Source organism: Runella sp. (assembly GCF_965279615.1).
Lineage (GTDB): Bacteria > Bacteroidota > Bacteroidia > Cytophagales > Spirosomataceae > Runella.
This window is the reverse complement of record NZ_OZ257252.1, coordinates 3,775,859-3,796,497: the sequence shown is the minus strand read 5'-3', so window position 1 is coordinate 3,796,497 and position 20,639 is coordinate 3,775,859. Positions and strand designations below refer to the sequence as shown.

At 43.2% G+C, this 20,639-nt stretch carries 15 protein-coding genes; 7 read left to right on the top strand and 8 right to left on the bottom strand.

The genetic code is table 11. From position 1 onward, the window contains the following. The first annotated feature begins 340 nt into the window (after positions 1–340). Both ACQY73_RS16015 and ACQY73_RS16010 read left to right on the top strand, forming a co-directional pair. Complete coding sequence (locus ACQY73_RS16015) at positions 341–3,535, top strand: SusC/RagA family TonB-linked outer membrane protein (RefSeq protein WP_428667854.1); 3,195 nt, start codon at positions 341–343, stop codon at positions 3,533–3,535. 28 nt (positions 3,536–3,563) lie between these two features. Beyond that, positions 3,564–5,111 carry a SusD/RagB family nutrient-binding outer membrane lipoprotein gene (locus ACQY73_RS16010; protein ID WP_428667852.1) on the top strand — a complete coding sequence of 516 codons (1,548 nt, stop codon included), beginning with the start codon at positions 3,564–3,566 and terminating at the stop codon, positions 5,109–5,111. Positions 5,112–5,177: 66 nt separating this feature from the next. On the opposite strand, the gene ACQY73_RS16005 is transcribed toward ACQY73_RS16010, so the two are convergent. From ACQY73_RS16005 to ACQY73_RS15985, 5 genes are all read right to left on the bottom strand, one after another. Further along, the gene (locus ACQY73_RS16005) at positions 5,178–6,149 is read right to left on the bottom strand and encodes an NADPH:quinone oxidoreductase family protein (protein ID WP_428667850.1); all 972 of its coding nucleotides are present in this window, start codon (positions 6,147–6,149) and stop codon (positions 5,178–5,180) included. 33 nt (positions 6,150–6,182) lie between these two features. Next, a complete protein-coding gene (locus ACQY73_RS16000; protein WP_428667848.1) occupies positions 6,183–6,722 on the bottom strand; it encodes an immunoglobulin domain-containing protein in 540 nt (179 codons plus the stop codon). Between the two features lie 276 nt (positions 6,723–6,998). Next, complete coding sequence (locus tag ACQY73_RS15995) at positions 6,999–8,873, bottom strand: CocE/NonD family hydrolase (protein WP_428667846.1); 1,875 nt, start codon at positions 8,871–8,873, stop codon at positions 6,999–7,001. After that, positions 8,873–10,471, bottom strand: a complete 1,599-nt coding sequence (locus ACQY73_RS15990; RefSeq protein ID WP_428667844.1) for a hypothetical protein — start codon at positions 10,469–10,471, stop codon at positions 8,873–8,875. Before ACQY73_RS15990 ends, ACQY73_RS15995 begins: the two co-directional genes overlap by 1 nt. A gap of 33 nt (positions 10,472–10,504) precedes the next feature. Further along, a complete protein-coding gene (locus tag ACQY73_RS15985) occupies positions 10,505–10,942 on the bottom strand; it encodes a hypothetical protein (RefSeq protein ID WP_428667842.1) in 438 nt (145 codons plus the stop codon). A gap of 235 nt (positions 10,943–11,177) precedes the next feature. Between ACQY73_RS15985 and glmM the strand changes: the two genes are divergently transcribed. The 5 genes from glmM (at position 11,178) to ACQY73_RS15960 (ending at position 16,862) form a co-directional block, all read left to right on the top strand. Further along, the gene (glmM, locus tag ACQY73_RS15980; protein ID WP_428667840.1) at positions 11,178–12,572 is read left to right on the top strand and encodes a phosphoglucosamine mutase; all 1,395 of its coding nucleotides are present in this window, start codon (positions 11,178–11,180) and stop codon (positions 12,570–12,572) included. A 21-nt stretch (positions 12,573–12,593) separates the two neighbouring features. Further along, the gene (locus ACQY73_RS15975) at positions 12,594–13,091 is read left to right on the top strand and encodes a gamma carbonic anhydrase family protein (RefSeq protein WP_428667838.1); all 498 of its coding nucleotides are present in this window, start codon (positions 12,594–12,596) and stop codon (positions 13,089–13,091) included. 126 nt (positions 13,092–13,217) lie between these two features. Continuing rightward, a complete protein-coding gene (locus tag ACQY73_RS15970) occupies positions 13,218–14,603 on the top strand; it encodes a phosphatase PAP2 family protein (protein ID WP_428667836.1) in 1,386 nt (461 codons plus the stop codon). A 237-nt stretch (positions 14,604–14,840) separates the two neighbouring features. Further along, a complete protein-coding gene (locus ACQY73_RS15965; protein ID WP_428667834.1) occupies positions 14,841–15,449 on the top strand; it encodes an OmpH family outer membrane protein in 609 nt (202 codons plus the stop codon). Between the two features lie 198 nt (positions 15,450–15,647). Beyond that, positions 15,648–16,862, top strand: a complete 1,215-nt coding sequence (locus tag ACQY73_RS15960; RefSeq protein ID WP_428667832.1) for a S8 family serine peptidase — start codon at positions 15,648–15,650, stop codon at positions 16,860–16,862. Here the strand turns inward: ACQY73_RS15960 and ACQY73_RS15955 are convergent. The 3 genes from ACQY73_RS15955 to ACQY73_RS15945 form a co-directional block, all read right to left on the bottom strand. Next, positions 16,837–17,871 (bottom strand): vWA domain-containing protein, encoded by a 1,035-nt coding sequence (locus tag ACQY73_RS15955; protein WP_428667830.1) that lies wholly within the window; start codon positions 17,869–17,871, stop codon positions 16,837–16,839. The two genes, ACQY73_RS15960 and ACQY73_RS15955, sit on opposite strands and share 26 nt — an antisense overlap. Positions 17,872–17,945: 74 nt before the next feature. Then, positions 17,946–18,185, bottom strand: a complete 240-nt coding sequence (locus tag ACQY73_RS15950) for a DUF4834 domain-containing protein (RefSeq protein WP_428667828.1) — start codon at positions 18,183–18,185, stop codon at positions 17,946–17,948. A 50-nt stretch (positions 18,186–18,235) separates the two neighbouring features. Continuing rightward, positions 18,236–20,575: an efflux RND transporter permease subunit gene (locus ACQY73_RS15945; protein WP_428667826.1), complete on the bottom strand. Its 2,340-nt coding sequence runs from the start codon at positions 20,573–20,575 to the stop codon at positions 18,236–18,238. Between the last annotated feature and the right edge of the window lie 64 nt (positions 20,576–20,639).

Below are 20,639 nucleotides of genomic sequence, written 5' to 3'. Positions count from 1 at the left end.
TCAATATTTTATTTCTCCCCGGATTATATGAGCAATACGATTCACCGACTTTCAGGCTTGTTATAGCTATATTTAATGCAGCTGAAATGGCTTACGTTACGAAAGCGGAAAAGATAAGTATGACCGGTAGGCTGCCGCAATCCTTCTAATAATGCAATTTTAATTTTTTTTTAATTTTTTTTAAAACGAGCTTCCTTTACTCAAAAGAGCGGCATTTTGTACTCACAAAGGTATATTTTGTCGCAATTTTTTCCGGTTTCGTATGTATACCTATATATAATTAATGCGTAGTGCTGTATATTTGAATTAGTATTCTCAATCTAAACTAAAAATCGAAAGTATGAAACAAAGGTTTACACTGCTGGCCGCAGTAGCTTTGCTATTTTGTGGCCTCTCGTTATTTGCCCAAGATCGCACCGTTACGGGCAAGGTAACAGCTGCAGATGATGGATCCGCACTCCCGGGCGTGAACATCACATTACGCGGAGCTACGCGTGGAACAACGACTGAGGCGGATGGTAGCTACAAGATTTCAGTTCCTACAAACACCACAAAATTAGTTTTCAGTTTCATCGGATTTGCTACTCAGGAAATTGAAGTTGGTACTCAAACCGTACTTAATGTAAAATTGACGCCTGATGCATCTCAGTTGCAGGAAGTTGTGGTTACTGCTCAAGGTATTCGCAAGAACCAACGTGAGATCGGATATGCCTACTCCAAAGTAAGCACTGAAGATGTAACGGTAGGTCGTTCGCCACAATTGGCACAGGCACTTTCAGGAAAAGTGACCGGTTTGGCCGTATACAACGTCAATAACAGCGTTGACCCTTCGGTAAAAATCGTATTGCGCGGTTTCCGTTCATTGACCGGTAACAACGAAGCATTGGTTATCTTGGACGGAATGCAAACTACTTCTACCGTATTGGCATTGATCAACCCTAACGACATCGAAAGCGTTTCTATCCTTAAAGGTGGACAGGCTGCTACGTTGTACGGATCTGCCGGTATCAACGGAGCACTTATCATTACTACTAAAAAAGGCGCTAAAGGTAAAATCAAAGTAGGATATTCTAACAGTACTAACTTTGAGCAGATCAGCTTCCTTCCTCAATTCCAGGAAAAATACGGTTCAGGCTCACACTACTACCAGGCATTTGGCTCAGCCGGTTACAACGCTGATCCCGCCTACCGTTCGCAACAAAACTGGCGTTCATACGAAAACCAGCAGTTTGGTGACTTATTTGACGGTTCTATCCGTATGCAGGGCCGTACTACCGAAAGCGGTGGCCAATATATGTTGCCTTATTCTCCGGTGAAAAACGGCCGTCGCAATAGCTTTGATACCGGTATCTCAATGAACAATCAAGTGAACTTACAGGGCGGCGACGAAAACAGCTCGTTCTATATGTCATTGGAAAATCAGAAAATCGCGGGTATTGTTCCTAACGATAAAAGCGAACGTACAGGTGCTCGTTTATCAGCGACTCGCGAATATAATAAACTGACGGCCGGTTTTACCGCCAGTTATACTCAGGCAAATTATGATCGTACATCTTCGGATTTCTACAATGACGTAATTAACCAACCTGCTAACTTGCCATTGAATGATCTGCGCGATTGGCAAAACAATCAGTTTGCTAACCCTAACGGTTTTTATAACGATTATTATAACAACCCTTATTTCAATGCCGATAACAACCGTCAGAAATATAAGGATGCCAACATCAGCGGTAACCTGAACCTGACGTATAAAGCTGCTCCGTGGATTTCGTTCACCAACCGTTTGGGTATCATGAACAACTCACGGACGCAGAAGAAAACGACCGGTAAGTTTTTATATTCTGACTGGGCCAAAACGAAATCATTCATACCTGCACCATTTTTCCGCGACGGTGACGGTACGGGTATCTATCGTGCCATTACCGATAACTTAGGATCAGTTGAAGATTATTCAAAAACGGAAAACGTTATGAACAATGAATTCCAGATTCAATTGACCAAAGATTTCGGCCCTTTCTCTAATAAACTGATCTTGGGACACAGTGTGTACCAACGTTATTTGAAAGAAATCACCATCGGATCAAACTCAGTCGTTGTACCGGGAATATATAACGTTGCCAACCGCCAAGGTGAATTGACCGGTAGTGAATCTAACAGCTTACAACGTCGTGTTGGTTATTATGCTGACTTAACCACTAACTACAAAAATTGGTTGATCTTGAACGGTACATTCCGTTATGACCAAACGTCATTGTTTTATAAGCCAACACGTCCTAAGAACTTCTGGTCATATCCATACTACGGAGCTGCCCTTTCGTTTATCGCAACTGATGCGTTCCCAAGCATCAAAAGCAACGTGTTGAACTATGCAAAACTGCGGGTGAACGTTAACAAAAACGCTAACGATAACATTCCATTGTATGGTTTAGACTTGGTGTATAACAACGGTGCTAACTTTCCTTTCGGTAACACTGTAGGTTTGACGGTAGGAAATACCTTACCTGATGCCAACTTGAAACCTGAAACCGTTTATTCTTCTGAAATTGGTGGTGAATTCCAATTGTTCAACAACAGAGTTAACATAGATGTATCTGCCTATACGCAAACTTCTAAAGGACAGGTAATTACGGTGAAAGTGCCAAACACTACCGGTTTCTCTAACCTTTTGATCAACGTAGGTGAAACTAAGAACTGGGGTTATGAGGCTGAATTGAAATACCTGATTGCCAGAGGAGGTAAATTCTCTTGGGATGCCAGCGTTCGTTATTCATACAATGACAACAAAGTGGTTGACCTATATCCCGGTATTGATGAATTCTTTGTCAGTGGTTATGCTTATGCCAGTACAAACGTTATCAAAGGTTCACGTTTTCCAATGCTGAAAACAGATGGTTACCAATATGCTCCTGATGGTTCAGGCTACCGTTTGGTAAGTCCTACAACAGGTTATCCATTGCGTCAGACAACGTTATCACCAAGAGGAGGTACATTGCCACGCCATATTATTGGTCTGGGTTCAAAAATGAACTACGGCAATTTCGGTTTTACCTTTAACTTCGAATACCGTGGCGGAAACTACATGTACAGTGACTTAGGACGTCAAATGACCTTCACAGGTTCAGGTAAATGGACTGATAACCGCTCAGATCAAATATTCCCGAATTCGGCTATTTTGAACGCGGACGGATCAGTTACTCCTAATACGACGGTTAAAGTTCGTGAGCCGGAATACGCTCTGTGGGTTGACCAATATCGTAATATCTCTGAAAACTTCGTAAACAAAGCATGGTTCATCAAACTTAGAGATGTGAACCTTTCTTACAGCGTTCCACAAAGCCTGTTGACTAAGACCAAGATTTTCTCAGGAGCAAGCATCGCTGTATACGGACGTAATTTGATCACCATTGTTGATAAAATGAACTTCTATACTGACCCTGAGTACAGTTTTACAACAGGTAACGGTTTAGGTATCAACAACACCAGCCAAACTCCTCCGGTACGTCAGTACGGTGTAAACATTAATCTTACATTTTAATTTTAGTAATCATCATAATTGACTAAAAATGAAATTAAAATCATTCTTCATATTTGCTTTTGTTGCGCTGGTTGGCAGTGCCTGTAAGGAATCATTCTTTGACATTAACACCAACCCCAACACGTTGCCTACTGCGTCGCCGAGCTTTGTATTTACCAATGCCTTGAATACGACGTCAACGAATATCGCCGGCACAAGTGCCGCTCAAGGTTCAAACGAAGTCGGTTTCTACTGGGCAGGTCAATGGTCGCAGGGAAATGGATACATCATCAGCACCACTCAGTTTGCTTATAACTTTACCAATGGTGATTTCAACTATTGGGATGGGTATTATGACAACTTGCAGGATTATCAGTTTGTGATCAACAATGCTGACAGCTATAGCCAAAAGTACCTGAAAGGCCCTGCAAAAGTGATGAAAGCTATGCTTTATCAGCAATTAGTGGATATGTACGGAAACGTACCTTACACCGATGCATTGAAAGGTACTGATGTACTTGCCCCTAAATTTGATGATCAAAAAGCAATTTATGAATCATTGATCACCTTATTGGACGAAGCCATCGTGGATTTAAAAGCGAATCCGTTTGCCAGTGCTTTTGCGGGTTCTGATATCATCTTCAAAGGCAATACTACAAAATGGGCTCAGTTCGCCAATTCGCTTAAAATGAGAATCCTGATTCGTCAATCTAAAATTTCGGGAAGAGATGCTTACATCAAAACTGAAATTAACAAGATCGTAAGCGAAGGCTCAGGTTTTATTACAGGAGAAGAAGTAGGTGTAGGTGGTCCTTCGTTCTACTTGGCTACCGCAGGAAAATTAAATCCTGTGTATGATCGTTGGGGCTATGACGCAAACGGTGCCAAAAGAGCATTGAACAATTACCCACGTCCATCGAAGTTTCTTGTTGATGGTCTCAAAGCCGCAGGTGATACCCTTCGTTTGAAGAGAATCGCTTATGCCAACAGTGGTGAAAATGGTAATACTCCGGGAGTAAGTATCCTGAAAGAAGTTGCAGCTAATTACTCAGGAACCCCTTTTGGAGCCAGCTCAGGCTACTTACCGGCAAACACGGTTTCTTTGGGGCCAAGCTTATTGGTAAAAGGTGAATATAACCGCCCTTATATTCTTATGACGGCGTCTGAAGTTCAGTTCCTTTTGTCTGAAGCTAAACAAAGATACAGTGACGTAACATTGCCCGGTACGGCTAAAGCTTATTTCGAAGAAGGTATTAAGCAATCATTCCGCGTGTTGGGTGCTAACGTAGCCGGAGCTGAAGCATTTAAAGGAAGTAAAATCGTTAATTACGACTGGGATGCTTCAACTGATAAATTAGCGGCCATTGCCATTCAAAAATGGATCGCTTTGACTAACTTTAGTGGTTTGGAAGCTTGGGCAGAATACAGAAGAACCAACTTGCCGGTTACGCCTCAAAGTATCCAGATCATTGGTGAAACTAAGCGTCCTTTGCGTTTCTTCTATCCTAACACTGAGTTGGGATCAAATGGTGAGAACGTAAAAGCACAAGGTACAATTGATGTATTTGCTACTAAATTGTTCTGGGATGTTGACTAGTTCATAACATCAAAGTAAGTAACTAAACAAAAAGGCTGCCTCTGATGAGGCAGCCTTTTTGTTTAGTTATGGTGTCACCACCAATTTGCCCATTACACGTCGCTCAAGCATATCGTTTAGTGCCTGAGGGGCTTCGGCCAACGAATAGGTTTTTTGGATATATGGTTTCAGTGTTCCTTTTTGGTAGAACTCAAACAATTCCATGATGTTTTGGAAGTTGGCTTTAGGTTCCCGTTCGGCAAAGGCACCCCAAAATACACCCACAATAGAGCATCCTTTCAGCAAAGCCAAATTGAAGGGCAGGGCGGGTATCTGACCGGCGGCAAAACCCACCACTAGGTACCGACCTTTCCAATTCATGGCGCGTAAGGCCGGTTCAGCGTAATTGCCTCCGACCGGGTCATATACAACGTCTACACCGGTACCCGCGAGTGCTTTGAGACTTTCGCGTAGGTCTTCGTTGGAATAGTTGATGAGTACGTCCGCACCGTATTCTTTGCATAGTGCCAGCTTTTCATCGCTTGAGGCAGCAGCGATCACTTTGGCCCCCATGATCTTTCCTAAATTAACGGCCGCCAAACCTACACCCCCTGCTGCTCCCAGTACCAGTAATGTTTCTCCTGCTTTGAGTTGTGCCCGATCTTTGAGCGCATGGTATGACGTTCCATACGTATACATCAGTGAGGCTGCCACGTTGTAATTCATCCCCGACGGCATTTTAAAGGCACGATTGGCATCGACCGCCAATTCTTCCGCAAAACCGCCCCAACCGGGCATGGCAAATACGTTGTCGCCTGTTTTGAGATGCTTTACATTTTCGCCGATTTCTTTCACCACACCGGCAGCCTCGCCGCCCGGAGAAAAAGGAAAAGGAGGTTTAAATTGATATTTTCCCTGAATAATAAGGGTATCGGGAAAATTAACCCCGCAGGCTTTTATGGAGATAATAACTTGGTTCTTTTCAGGTTGTAATGCGGGCAATTCTTCCACGACGAGGGCCTCGGGCGGGCCGTATTGTTTGCAAAGGAGGGCTTTCATGTAGCTTTAGATGGTTTAATGTCATCTAAAGCGTTACTTCCTTACTTTTCTAATGGTTAAGACGGGACATACTGCCTTTTTAATTTCCAGCGTAACGGGCGTCAATGAAATACTTGTACAACCTGTTGCCGCAAACCGCGCCCGAGCGTAATAAGTGCCTTCTTTCGTAGGAGTAAATTGGAGTGTTTCTGTTTGCAATGGTGTGCCGCCTGTTGGTTGGGCGTACCAATCTACCGTGGCGCCGTCGACGGTAAAGGCAGTAAAAGGCGTGATGGACGTACCGCTGCAAATACTTTGGCTTCCCACAAGCGGAGAAAGCGGTAAAACGGGGTCACAAACGGGTAAGTCTACAATTTGTGTAGAAACCTGCGCATTAGTGGATGTGAAAGTGAGAGTAAGCTTATAATCGGTTTCGGGCAACACTCCTACAATGGTATCATTCTGAATTTTACCTCTATTGGTAGAAACCGTACCGTTGATTGCTTCAAATACCAAGCGGTATTCAATTTCTCCTTTACATAAATTAGGGCAGATAATGGTTTTTACAACCAGTGAAGGTGATTGAGCAAACATCCTGTTGCATGTAGCAAAATAGCTGCACGCTGATAAAATAGCGATGCGAATTGCGAATCCGCAATTCGAAAAAGAAGCCGGTAATTTCAATCTAAAGTAGGGTAAATGTTAAGCATTAACAGCGCTTAAACTGAATGATTGGGATCATAAAGTGCTCACGTTGTCATGTAATATACAAAATAGGTATAAATTATCCTGAATTACAAATTTTTATACGAAAAATGCTCGCTATCACCAACTTAGCGAGCATTTAAATATACCAAAAAGTATAATTTTTTATTTTAAAACTTCAATTTCCACACCACTCAAAGCGCCTGTCTGATGGTACACTTTATGAGTGGCTTTTATAAAGTCTTTTTCGTCGGCCAAATAAATATTGGGAACGTATTTTTGAGGATTACGATCAAAAAGCGGGAAGGCTGTACTTTGTACCTGAATTTGGATACGATGCCCTTTTTTGAACGTATGCAGAACATCCTGCAAACGGAAGTCAAGTTTGGTTATTTTGTTTGGCACGAGCGGCTCCGGTTTCTCAAATGAATTACGGAAACGCGCCCGCATAACTTCACTTCGCACCATTTGGTGGTAATTACTCAACATGATGTTTTTGTTGGGCATGTACGCATGATTAGGCTCTTCTCCCGGATAAACGTCTACCAGTTTTACAAAAAAGTCAGCGTCAGAACCCGTCGTGCTGAAATTGAGTTTGGCCATAATTTCACCACCCAGTGTAATATCTTCCGTTAGCGGTTCTGTCTGAAATACCAGAACATCCGTACGTCGGGCAGCAAAGCGTTGATCTTCAGACATATAAGTGAATGGCGAAAAGCCCATTGTGGCTGTATTGTCTTCAATGTAAGGGACGGGTTTGTGGGGATCACTTACGTATTCGCTGAAGGCTTGCGTTGTTTTCGGAGCTTCAAACGAAAGTTTACCGCCTGCCTGGAAATAAAGCATTTTTTTCTCAGCAGCGGCGGCCGGCCATTGTGCAAAGGTCTGCCATACTTTTTTGCCTGTATCAAACATATAAGCATCCGGCAGTCCCGTTTTGCCGTCTCCTGAACCTTTTAGGAAATGCCGGAAGAAGTTTGATTCAATTTCTCGTTGATAAAAAGTAGCCACGCTGTCGCCAAAATAAACATTGCTGTGAAGCGTATGGCCTGTTTCCTGCGACCAGCGCCCGTGCCCAAACGGCCCCATCACTAAAGTATTGTAGGTCCCGGGATTGTTCCGTTCCAGGGTTTTGTAAACCGTCAACGGTCCGTAAAGGTCTTCGGCATCAAACCAGCCGCCAACGGTCATTACGGCATGTTTTACGTTTTTAAGGTGCGGAATAATGCTGCGTTTCTTCCAGAATTCATCATAATTTGGATGATCTTTATGCTCCTGCCAAAAGAAATTATCTTTGTAGTACGTATCAAAATTTTTGAGAGGCCCCAAGTCAAGATTAAATTGGTAGCCGTCTTTTGTTTTGGCATTAATGAATTGAGGTAAGAACCAATTATCGGTCGTAGGCTTTGGGTGTTGGATGCCAAATACCGGAAAAGTCAGGAAATAACCTTGGGTAAAAGCACCGTTATGGTGAAAATCTTCAAAAAAGAAATCAGATACAGGCGCCTGTGGTGAAGATGCTTTCAAAGCCGGGTGTTGGCTCAACGCGCCCGCTACGGTATAAAATCCGGGATAGCTGATGCCCCATTGACCCACACGACCGTTATTGTTTGGAATATTTTTGAGCAACCATTCAATAGTATCATACGTATCCGAAGATTCATCTACCTGCTCTTTAGAACTTTTGTTGACGATCTGCGGCGTCACGTTCGTCCATGTTCCTTCGCTTAAATATCTTCCCCGTACATCCTGATACACAAAAATGTATTTATCCTGCATCAGGAATTTGTTGGGGCCTATAATTCCGGGAAACTTACCTTCACCATAAGGAGCTACGCTGTAGCATGTGCGTTGCATCAGGAACGGATACGATTTGGACGCAGAGGCATCCTTGGGAGCGTACACGATGGTATGAAGCTTAATACCATCACGCATGGCGATGTCGTATTCGGTTTTGGTATAATTGTCTTTGACCCAATCAGATTGGGCAAACAGCGAAGAAACCGATAGAAAAGCAAAGAACAACAGCAGGTGCCTCATTATAAAATAGATTGTTTGATGAATAGATAGTCCCCTTCGGGATTGGTTTGCAATTTAACAAAACCCTCTGATTTATATTGATTTAGAAATGAAGCAAAGCCCGCATCTTTACTGAAATAGCTTTGCATATCATGGGTCATTAAAATGAAATTGATGTTTTTTTGCTGAACAAATTTGACAAAATCTCCGTCGGTATATTCTTCCACATGTATCCAGTCAGATTCTTCCTTCAAAAAAACGCGGTACCAGTCTCGTTCGAGTACACGGAGACGCTCTTTGGGATGTAACTGAGTAACAAATCGAACATTATCGGCCGTTGGAGTGGCAGCAATGCGATGATACTCAGGAAAACGAATGGTAATAAAAATGGACAACAACAAAAGACTAAGGAATGCCGGCGAGAATGGTTTAAATGCCGCTATTGTACGAAATGACAAACGATTTATAAAAAAGGCAATGATCCAAAATGCTAAAATTAAGTGAAACACCAAATAATGAGTTCGTGGATAAATGAGTACCGTAGCGATCAACGTTGGAATAAGTAATACAATCAGAGCCATAAATCCCCACCAATCGACCGGTTTTTGTCGGAGATTGCGCCACGTAGTTTTATAGTCTATCAGAAGTAAGAACGCCAAAATAATGCCGGCTGCTACAGCTATTCGCCAAGGCGAGTGCCAACCTCGAAATACGGTTTGATAAAAGATATCAATGAGGTTTTTCAGGTTGGCAGTCAGGGTATTTACAATATTGGTAGTGATGTGCTTAAAAGCCCAAGTCGGTTGCATTTTCAAAGCGTCAGTTGGTGAATCGACATTTGCTCCCAACACCTTATGAAATAGTTCCAACTGAGCCTTGATGGTACTTGGCTCCGGCTGATGCGTCCAAGCGCAATAGTTAACCACAAAATGCTGCTGAAACGCTACTGTACTGCGGTTGTCATCGCCTGTGAAAAGGGGGTTGCCAAACAGCAAATGCAGCCCGATCACTACGATCCCAAAAACACCAAGCAACTGCATGGTTTTTTGTTGAACCAATGCCTTTTCTTTCCAAAGCCAAAATCCGGCTAATAAGAACGCGAACAGAAAGGATACATAAAATTCAGGACGGCAATAAGCACATAATAATCCTCCCAAACTAATGGCTAGAAATCGACGGGAATTTGACCAAGGGCGAAGATGTATCAATGAAACAATCGCTAAGATCAGGCAAAAAGGAGCAATGGATATCTTTGGATTAAGCGGCAAGTTCTGGTTAGAGAATAAAAATAAAATAGTAACCCAAGTGCTTGCTGCCAAAGATGTACCAAAAGAACGTAAGAAAACAAAAACGGTAAACCCGGCCAAAATGCTTAAAAGTGCCCAATTGAAATAGTATAAATTTAAGCTGTTAGCAATGAAAAAATGCCAAAATGCGTACCAGGCCGCATACAGAGGCCCCCACTGAGCGCCACCTTTAAACGGAATGGAAAAAGTAAGCCCGGAGCCGAGGTATGTGATTTCATCGCCAAACTCTACATCTTTCCAAGCCGGCAAATAGTGTACCAGAACTAGTCCGGCAGTTAATAACAGAAAAATACTAAACCAATGAAGACGCATTTTTAAGGATACTATGCAAAAATTGCATGCTGTTTATAATGCTTTGCTTGTATCTGCAGGGGTAATCGGAGGTGCAGGTACGGCAGGACGCGGATAATTTTGAAGAGGAATCAATTCCACCGACACCACAAAGTACTTCGTATCACCATTCCAGGGGAGTTGGAAGAATTTTTCTTCGTAATGGACAGATACCCGTTGCCCCATTCTTTGGGATAAATTAAGCGCGTCAATCGCTTCTTTGTTGCTGTCATGAACCGAAAAATCCCAGGTGGTGGAATTAAATGATCCTGTACCGTCCGACATACCGCCAACCATCAATTGTCCTTCGTGTGTTTTGAATACATAACCCCGCCGACTGAGTTTGACCAACGAACCAACTCTTGTTCCTTCACTGAAAGAACCAAAAGAAATATAATATAAGATGCCCCCCACAATAAGGAAGAAAATGATGATAAATATCCACTTACGCATAATCTTAATAAAAGTTAGATGTTAATAAAATACTAACTAATACATTTTCGAGGAGAAAAAAAATGATCAAATATTTTCAAAAAACGATAGTATACTAATCAGAATAAGGTAATATACCAAACGCACTGTTGACGAACTTCGTAAAAGTAGGGCAATTTTACAACATTAAGTCGATTGTGCCTAAAATTTGCTACTTTTGAAACCGTTTTCATATAGTTAAAAAGCATAAAAACAAGTGGCATTAATTAAATCTATCTCCGGTATTCGTGGAACGATTGGGGGGAAAACAGGAGATTCCCTAACGCCCATTGACGTTGTAAAATTTTCGGCCGCCTTTGGAACATGGCTAAAACGTAAAAACCCGGCCAATTTAAAAATTGTTATTGGTCGTGATGCCCGACTTTCGGGCGAAATGGTAGCCAAATTAGTAGCTTCTACATTACAGGGAATTGGCTTTGAAGTAATTGATCTGGGCTTGTCAACAACACCAACGGTTGAAATTGCCGTCCCGATTGAAAAAGCATCGGGCGGAATTATTCTTACCGCAAGTCACAATCCTATTCAGTGGAATGCCTTGAAATTGCTGAATGGAGAAGGAGAATTCATTTCGGGAAAAGATGGTGCAGATGTACTTGCGTTGGCAGAAAGTGAAGATTTTGACTTTGTTGAAGTACGGAAATTGGGGGCGTATCGCGTTGATACTACCTATTTTCAGAAACACATCGACATGATTTTGGCGTTGCCTTTAGTAGACAAGGCGGCTATCGTTGCCAAAAAATTCAAAATTGCAGTAGATGCCGTTAACTCTACCGGAGGAATTGCCGTTCCGATGCTTTTGGAAGCATTAGGGGTTGAGAAAGGTAATATTAAACTCATCAATTGCGAACCAACCGGCGATTTTGCCCATAACCCGGAGCCCCTTCCTGAAAACCTGATTGAAATCAGCCGCGAAATGACTCGGGGCGACTTTGATCTGGGAATTGTTGTAGATCCGGATGTTGATCGTTTGGCACTTATTTGTGAAGATGGGCAACCTTTCGGCGAAGAATACACACTCGTATCTATTGCAGATTATGTCTTGAAGCATAAAGTGGGAAATACCGTTTCCAATCTTTCGTCGACAGGAGCACTTCGTGATATAACGCTTAAAGCCGGAGGTACTTATTTTGCGTCAGCGGTAGGAGAAGTGAACGTGGTCGAAATGATGAAAGCCAACGATGCGGTCATCGGGGGAGAAGGTAACGGGGGCGTTATCTATCCGGACCTGCATTACGGGCGCGACTCGTTGGTGGGCATCGCTCTGTTTTTGAGTCATTTGGCAAAATTCGGCAAATCAGCTTCTATTTTACGTCGTACATACCCCAGTTACCACATTTCAAAAAATAAGATTGAACTGACCCCGGATATAGACGTAGATGCTGTACTGGAAAAAATCGGCAAAAAATACGCTAAAAATCCGGTCAATACGATAGATGGAGTCAAGATAGATTTCAACAAAGAATGGGTACACTTACGTAAATCCAATACTGAGCCCATTATTCGTATCTATTCTGAATCAGAAACGGCTTCTACCGCTGACCATTTAGCAAAAAAAATAATTGCCGATATCAAAGAAGCAATTCAAAGCTAACTCCTACATCGTTGTCGTTTTATGGTAGATCATAAGGCTGTTTTTATTGCCTCTACTGCTTCGGTTATGGGGCAGGTAACGCTTGGTGAACAAGTATCGGTGTGGTACGGAGCAGTGATACGGGCAGACGTAGAAAAAATCATCATCGGCAACCGTACCAATATTCAGGATACTGCCGTGCTCCACGCCGACGCAGGCTCGCCCACTATTCTCGGCGATGATGTAACCGTAGGTCACGGAGCCATTGTACACGGAGCTATCGTAGGCGATGGATCACTCATAGGCATGCGGTCTACTATCCTAAACAATGCCAAGATCGGAAAATTCTGCATCATCGGAGCTCATGCATTGGTAACGGAGGGAATGGAGGTTCCTGATTTTTCGATGGTACTGGGCAGTCCCGGCAAAATAGTAAAACAACTCCCCGAATCAATTGCCGGCCGTTTGTTGAAAAGTGCCGCTCATTATGTTGAAATGGGTTTACGCCATGCTTCAGGCGAATTTCCTGCTATTCGCTAAAATATCCCTTTTTGTCTTTTTTGTATCTTAGTTGTTGGTTATCAGGCAATAACTAAAGTTGGCATTGTTTTTGATATTCGTTTTTTGTACATTCTTCTTGTATCCGGAAGCTAATTAGAATTAAGTATGAAAAATAATTTACTCCAACTATTCAATCAGGGGAGCCGCAATGCCGTCATTGTGGTCCTATTGGCTTTTATAATTTATAGTTGCCGAACAGCAAATGACCCGACGAATCCCACTGATCCTTCGAAAGGAGCAGAGACCTACAATGCTGAAGTAGCGCTCAAGTGGTCTGAAATGAGCTTGAAATTGATTCGCCAAAGCCCCGGTTTTACACCGCCTGTTGCGTCACGTGCGTTAGGGTATGCCGGATTGGCAATGTATGAAGCCGTGGTACCGGGCATAAAGACAAATCGCTCATTGGCCGGACAGCTCAACGGACTGAAAACGCTTCCTTTACCTGAAACGGGAAAAGAATATAATTGGGCTGCCAGTGCCAACGCTGCCCAGCTTTTTATGGCCAAAAATATATGGTCCAATGCTCCGGAAGCCGTCAAAAAAACAGCAGATTCATTAGCAACAGTACTAAGAGCGAGCCTTTCGGAAAGCAGCAGTCAGGAAGTTATTGAGCGCTCCGAAGCCTTTGGAAATGAGGTGGCAAAAGCAATTTTTGAATGGTCGAAAACCGACGGTGGACATGAAGGATTTAATCGAAATTTTCCGGCCGATTATAAAGTGGTCATAGCTCCCGGCGCGTGGCAAACCACTGAAAACGGGAAAGCGATTCCGATGCAGCCGTACTGGGGCAAAAATCGTACGTTTGTAGGGGCAAATGCATCTATGCCAATGCCGCCTCCCCTCCCGATCTCTACCGAGGTCAGTTCGCCGTATTTTCAGCAGTATTACGATGTCTATAAGAAGAATATCAGCTTAACTCAAGTTGAAAAAGAAACCTCGGTATGGTGGGCAGATGATCCAAGCGAAACGTTTACGCCTCCCGGCCATTCCTATAACATTGCGCGTATTGCCATAAAAAGCAGTAATGCTACCTTGGACAAAGCCGTAGAAGCTTTGGCTCGTACAGGAATTGCCGTTGCAGACGCGTTTACTTTGTGTTGGAAATGTAAATTTACCTTCAACAACGAACGCCCCTACACCTTTGTGCGTCGGGCCATTGACCCCAAATGGATACCTTTCTGGCCGGCACCTCCTTTTCCGGGGTATCCGTCCGGACATGCTACACAATCGTCGGCTTCGGCCGTGGCACTCGAAGCCGTTTTCGGAACCGATTTTGCCTTTGTGGACGATTCCCATGTGAATCGTGTACGAGATACGAAACGTAATGTGGATTTTAAAGCCCGCTCATTTAAAACCCTTTGGGCAGCGGCGGAAGAGTCAGCCTATTCACGGTTTTTGGGCGGAATTCATACATTTCAAGACAATGACACCGGCCTAAAAGAAGGACGTAAGATTGGTCAAAATATCAACGCTCTGCAGTGGAAACAATAACAAACCGTTAATAAATGATCATTAAAAAAAGTCGCTTACTTGTCTGCTTTGGCAGACAAGTAAGCGACTTTTTTTTTAAAGGTACAGTATTATTTCTAACTTTGCCGGCTCATTAGTTAAAGTTAATTGTTATTCGATAATCCGTTAGTATGAATTTGGTTATCAATGCTTTACACATAATAATTAACACATTACTACTAACAATTAACTTTTACCATAACTTAAAACATTTTTATTGTGAAAAACGGACTACTTATTTGGAATGCGGTTTTGACTTTGGCGGTGGTTTTTTTAGGATACCAGCATTACGCTCACCATTCATCTGACAGCGCAGGCGGGGGCGTTTCGGAGGCATCGAAAGGCAAAAAAATTGTATACGTACAAGCCGATAGTCTTCTCAAAAATTATGATTACTACAAAGACTTTCAAAAAGAATTTGAAAGCAAAGGATTTCAGTTAGAAAATGATTTGGCCAACAAAGGTCGTTCTTTCCAAAACAAAGTGGCATTCTTCCAACAACGTGCGCAGCAGGGAGCATTGTCGCAGGATCAGGCGCAAACGGCACAGGCTCAATTGGGAAAAGAAGAGCAGGAGATTGCGGCATACCGTGACAAAGAATTGCGTAGACTGGACGAGGAGCGTATGAAAAAAACGGAAGAGTTCTACGCTAACATTTTCGAATACATCAAGCGTTACAACAACGAAAACGGCTACGAATTCGTACTTGGCTACAGCAAAGGCGGCGGGATCCTTTTTGCTGATGCCGGCTTGGACGTAACGAAGAAAATGATCGAAGGTCTGAACAAAGATTATAAAGAAAAAGAAGCAGCTAAAGCTAAAAAATAAAACCGTCGAATTGTCTGTTACACATTGTCAGTATATAGTTGCAGGAGTGCGACTGTGTACTGACAATTTTATTTTAGTGAAAACAATTTTGCCCCTTCCAAGCGCGTTACAACTATCGAATCCAACGCTTATATTCCCTTTTTTACCGAATGCCCTACATTTTACCTTTTTTTCTTAATCAACTAACGATGAATAATAATGAAAAAGGTAACCTTTATCTTAGGGCTATTGTGGATAGTGGCTTGCGAGAGTGAAAGCGTTCCTGAACCGGCTGCTGACTGTTTGGTGACGGCTTCGGCTCATAGTGGCGAAATAATTGAAGGCGAGTACATTGTCACCTTAAAAGAAAACGCGGAAACTTCGGCGTTGACTTCGACAACGAGCAATGCACGTATTGCCGCATTCTCCGAACAACTTCTCAGTAAATATTCTCTTTCTTCCGGTGCCATCAGAATGGCATTTTCAGGAAAAAACCGAGGTTTTGTGGCAAAACTTTCCGAAGGAGAAATGAAAACGCTGCAAACAGACCAATCCATCGAACTCATTGAACCCGACCGTAAAGTTGCGATCTGTGGCTGTGTGGATGTGGTAGCGCCTGCTTCAGTGACGTGGAGTACGCGAAAAACAGGGTATGGTAACGGTGAAAATTTTGAGGATAAAACCGTGTGGATCATAGATACGGGTGTTGATCTTGACCACCCTGATCTGAATGTTGATACCCAACGAAGTCAGTCATTTATCAGCGGGCAAACTTCCGCCGATGACAACAACGGTCATGGTACGCACGTGGCGGGCATTATTGGCGCACTTAATAATACCATCGGCATTGTAGGGGTGGCTTCGGGAGTGAAATTAGTAGCTCTGAAAGCGTTAGACCAAGTGGGAGAAGGGCGTCTTTCGAGTGTGGTGGCAGCGGTTTCGTACGTGAGCCAAAACGGCAAAGCCGGCGATGTGGTCAATATGAGTTTGGGAATGGATGGAATTTCGACGACCTTGGATCGTCAGGTACAGGCAGCGGCGGACAAAGGGATTTTGTTTGCGATAGCGGCGGGGAATGATGGTAAATTAGCCAACGGATTTTCGCCGGGGCGTGTAAATCACGCAAATGTGTTTACGGTTTCGGCAGTAGACAGTACCGGTCGTTTTGCGAGTTTTTCCAATTATGGCAACGATGTGGTAGATGTAGCTGCCTACGGCGTGCGTATCCTGTCTACGTATGCCAATGGGCGTTATGCAATTTTGTCCGGCACCTCTATGGCGGCACCGCACGTAGCGGGACTTTTGTTGATTCGGGGAAAGGATATTCCAACCTATGGAACGGCGACCAACGACCCCGATGGAGCGGGAGACACAATTGCCAGAGCAAGCAGCCAATATGCCACGACGTCTAGTCTTCTAACACGTTCGCAATGAAGATAACCTTCAGAAACATCATTAACAGAAAGAAAGCCAGTGTCCAGTCAAGGTACACGCGATAAAAGTCTTTGACTTCCTGGTAACGGCGGTTTTTGACTTTTACCCGCTCCAGATTGTCTATTTGCGAAAAAATGTTTTTAAGCGCAGTATTATCAGTAGCCCGGTAAAATCGGCCGTTGGTGGCTTTCGCAATCTGTTGCAGGGTGCCTTCATCCGGGGCTGTTTCTGAAGAAGAGAGTATAAGTGAATCCGAAACGGCTACTGCCTGCTTAGGTACAGCACGGCCAATGGCGACCGCATAGACCCGAACCCCAAAAGCTTTTGCTAGTTTGGCGGCAGTAATTGGGTCCAAATTACCTGCCGTACTTTCGCCGTCGCTTAGCAATACCACTACTTTTGATTTTGAAGCGCTTTCGCGTAAACGGTTTATACACACTGCCAAAGCACTGCCAACGGCCGTGCCGGCAATCGAAATTTGCTTGTGATTTACTTCATCCAGAAAACCGTAAAGCAATTCGTAATCGTTGGTCAAAGGACAAAGCGTAAAGGCTTCACCGGCAAAGATAACAAGCCCGATGCGATCTTGTAAGCGCCCGGCGATAAACGATTTTGCAACGGCTTTGGCCGAAGTTAAGCGGGAGGGAGGAAGGTCTTTGTCGCGCATGGATTCAGAAATATCCAGCGCAAGCATAATGTCAATGACCTCAGCATCACGTTCTGTGAGAATATTGACGGATTGAGGTCGGGCAAGGGCTATGAGCAGGCAACTTAAAGCTAAAAATCCTGAAATAGGATAAAGCAGCCGGAGCCATACCGAAATACTTTTTGGGGTATCTGAATTAACAAACGTAATGCCCAATCGTTGAAAAGCACCTGCATGGAATGCCTGCCGGAGCCAAAAAGCAATCGGAATGACCAATATCCCGTACAAAAAGTAAGGATGTGCCCAACTGAAAGCACGCAATTTGGCAAGTGAAAACCATTCGGCAGAGAACCAATCCCACATGTATATTATTGGTCAACAGTCGATAGTCAACGGATATGAGAAGTAAAAAAAATCTGCTGACCAACGACCAACGCTTAATCTTTTACTTCTTCATAATCTACATACTCACCGCCCCGGAACCGTGATTGGTCAGGGTTAGAAGGCTTTTGCTCGACTCTGACTTCGCCTTCGCGGCGCTGAGTGGTTCGATTGGCTTTCTTCTGCTCTTTTACCAACTGTCGCCCAACCAGCATCCAAAACAGAAAGCGCCGGAACGGAGGGACAAATGCCACGAAGAAGATGAAAATGAGAAGTATATTAAAAATTATTTTCATTGTTTTAAGAAGGTTAATTGTTAAAGCTAACCATTGGTATTTTTTTACTGTCAGCTACTGACTAACTTTTTATTCATCCAAAGTAGAAACGCAGGAAGCAGAATTAAATTGGACAGCATTCCCATTAACAACGTAATGGAGACCAAAATTCCCAATGCGACGGTGCCTTTGAACGTAGAAGCTGTAAAAATAGCAAATCCTGCAAAAAGTATGATGGCTGTGTAAAACATACTTATACCCGTAAACTGAATTGTTTGCGAGATAGCTTCCGCTACGCTTCTTTTATTATTACGAAACTCGTCTTTGTACTTGGTTAAAAAGTAAATGGTTCCGTCGGAAGATAGCCCAAAAGCAATGCTGAAAATGAGCGTAGTGGAAGGTTTTAGATGTATTCCCGCAAACCCCATAATTCCTGCCGTAATAATTAACGGAATAAAACTGGGAACTACGGCGATCAGGATCATGCGCCAATTGCCGAAAAGTACTACCATTAAGATGGAGATCAATGCAATGGCCAACAGCGTACTTGTGACCAAATTGCTTAATAAATAATCATTTCCTTTGGTAAATACGACACTGCTTCCCGTAATCTTAGCCTCATATTGTTCTTCTTTTTCAACTCGTTTGCCCGTTTCCGGATCAACATTGAACAAACTGTCAATTTTGGGTTGAAGAATATCATATAAGGCCGCGATTCGTTTGGTACCCGCATCCGCAATTTGAAAACTTACCCGAGTGTATCGACGGGTACTGTCAAGAAAGCTTCTCAGGCGATCATCATTGCCTTTCATTGTACCGGAATATTCAGCCAATTTATTGAGTTCCAGTGCGCCGGGCAACACAAAATACTTCGGATCACCGCCTCGATACCCTTGGTAAATAAATTTGGCGGCTTCCACCAACGAAATGGGTTTGGTAAACTCAGGGTATTGGGCAAACTCTTTTTGCAGAAGTTTGATCTTGGTCAGCGTTTGAGGGCTTAGTACCCGGCCCGGCCGGCCGGTATCAATGTTAACTTCAAAAGGCATTACACCTTTAAAATGTTTTTCAAAAAAAGCCAGATCGGCCAGAATTGGGTCATTTTTGGGTAAGTCGTCCACGATAAACCCAATGGCTTTGATTTGACTCAGGCCAATGATAGAAATAATTACCAGCCCGGTTACCGTACCATAAATAACGGAGCGGCGGTGGTGTACCAATTCATCTGCTTTTTTTAGGAAAGCACTAATGTATTTACTTTCCAGTCGCACGAGTTGTTTTTCTTTGGGCGCAGCTAAATAACTGTAAAGAATGGTGATCAAAATCAAACAAATGGCATAAGTGCTCATCACGCTTAAAGCAGCGATCAGGCCAAATTCCAACAACAGTTTGCTGCCTGTAAGATAAAAGACACCGAAGCCGATGGAAGTAGTAATATTGGCCCAAAAGGTAGTTTCCCCGATCTTTTCGGCCGCAATTTGCAAAGCTTGGCGTTGGTTGCGCCGCCGACCAAATTCTTCGTGGTATTTATTGGTTAAAAAGATGGAATTAGGAACACCGATCACGACCATAAGCGAGGGTATCATGCCTGTCAGCAGGGTAATCTCATACTTGAAAAGCGCCATATAACCAACACTCCATACAACCCCAATTAATACCACTCCCAGCGAAATAAGCATTACCACAAAAGAACGGAAGAAAAGAAGTAAGATAAGACCCGTAACGATCACGGCCAAAATGGTGAAAAACACCACCTCTTGACTCACTTTGGCGGTAAATTCGGTGCGTATATAGGGCAATCCTGACAAATGCACTTCCAGATCATGCGCTTTTCCAAACGCCAATGCCTCCTGTTTGATTTGATTACTAAGTGAGCTCCTGTTTTTGTCGTTGAGTGCTTCCTGCGTAAGGGTTATTGCCATGAGGTGCGCTTTCCCATCATTGCTGACGATGAACCCCTGATAAAAAGGCAGACGATCTATTGTTGCTTTTATAGCATCCAACTCTGCCTGATTGACAGGCTTGTGAGGTACAATTTGCTTAAAATCAAAGCGTTTCAGGCTGTCGTTTCGAACGATTTCGACTAAACCTGCATTAGATACAACTTCTTTGACACCGCTGATTTTTTTAATTCGTTGATTCAGTGCGTACCAATCATTAAAAACGGGTAATGTAAACATTTGATCCGTTGCAACACCGATCACCAACACATTTCCATCTTCACCATAGCGAGCCTTGAACGACTCGTACAATTGAAAATCAGGATCACTTTCGGGTAAAATTTTGGCTAATTCATAAGAAAGGCGAACTTTGGAGGCTTGATAGCCCATAAAGGCCGTCAGTGCTACACTAATTACCAAAAGAATGAAGCGGTACTTGAGTATAAAGTTGGATACGCGATGCCAGAACATTTGGTAAGTATCAGGATGGGAATAAATGCAAATCTAAAAATATCGGTTGAATAAGTTTAACGTT

Excerpts from the sequence above, each read along its gene's own strand:
- ACQY73_RS15985 (WP_428667842.1), bottom strand. The coding sequence starts at position 10,942 with ATGCGTAAGTGGATATTTATCATCATTTTCTTCCTTATTGTGGGGGGC.
- ACQY73_RS15970 (WP_428667836.1), top strand. The coding sequence starts at position 13,218 with ATGAAAAATAATTTACTCCAACTATTCAATCAGGGGAGCCGCAATGCC.
- ACQY73_RS15990 (WP_428667844.1), bottom strand. The coding sequence starts at position 10,471 with ATGCGTCTTCATTGGTTTAGTATTTTTCTGTTATTAACTGCCGGACTA.
- ACQY73_RS16000 (WP_428667848.1), bottom strand. The coding sequence starts at position 6,722 with ATGTTTGCTCAATCACCTTCACTGGTTGTAAAAACCATTATCTGCCCT.
- ACQY73_RS15950 (WP_428667828.1), bottom strand. The coding sequence starts at position 18,185 with ATGAAAATAATTTTTAATATACTTCTCATTTTCATCTTCTTCGTGGCA.
- ACQY73_RS15955 (WP_428667830.1), bottom strand. The coding sequence starts at position 17,871 with ATGTGGGATTGGTTCTCTGCCGAATGGTTTTCACTTGCCAAATTGCGT.
- ACQY73_RS15995 (WP_428667846.1), bottom strand. The coding sequence starts at position 8,873 with ATGAGGCACCTGCTGTTGTTCTTTGCTTTTCTATCGGTTTCTTCGCTG.
- ACQY73_RS15945 (WP_428667826.1), bottom strand. The coding sequence starts at position 20,575 with ATGTTCTGGCATCGCGTATCCAACTTTATACTCAAGTACCGCTTCATT.
- ACQY73_RS16005 (WP_428667850.1), bottom strand. The coding sequence starts at position 6,149 with ATGAAAGCCCTCCTTTGCAAACAATACGGCCCGCCCGAGGCCCTCGTC.
- ACQY73_RS15975 (WP_428667838.1), top strand. The coding sequence starts at position 12,594 with ATGGTAGATCATAAGGCTGTTTTTATTGCCTCTACTGCTTCGGTTATG.
- ACQY73_RS15960 (WP_428667832.1), top strand. The coding sequence starts at position 15,648 with ATGAAAAAGGTAACCTTTATCTTAGGGCTATTGTGGATAGTGGCTTGC.
- ACQY73_RS16015 (WP_428667854.1), top strand. The coding sequence starts at position 341 with ATGAAACAAAGGTTTACACTGCTGGCCGCAGTAGCTTTGCTATTTTGT.
- ACQY73_RS16010 (WP_428667852.1), top strand. The coding sequence starts at position 3,564 with ATGAAATTAAAATCATTCTTCATATTTGCTTTTGTTGCGCTGGTTGGC.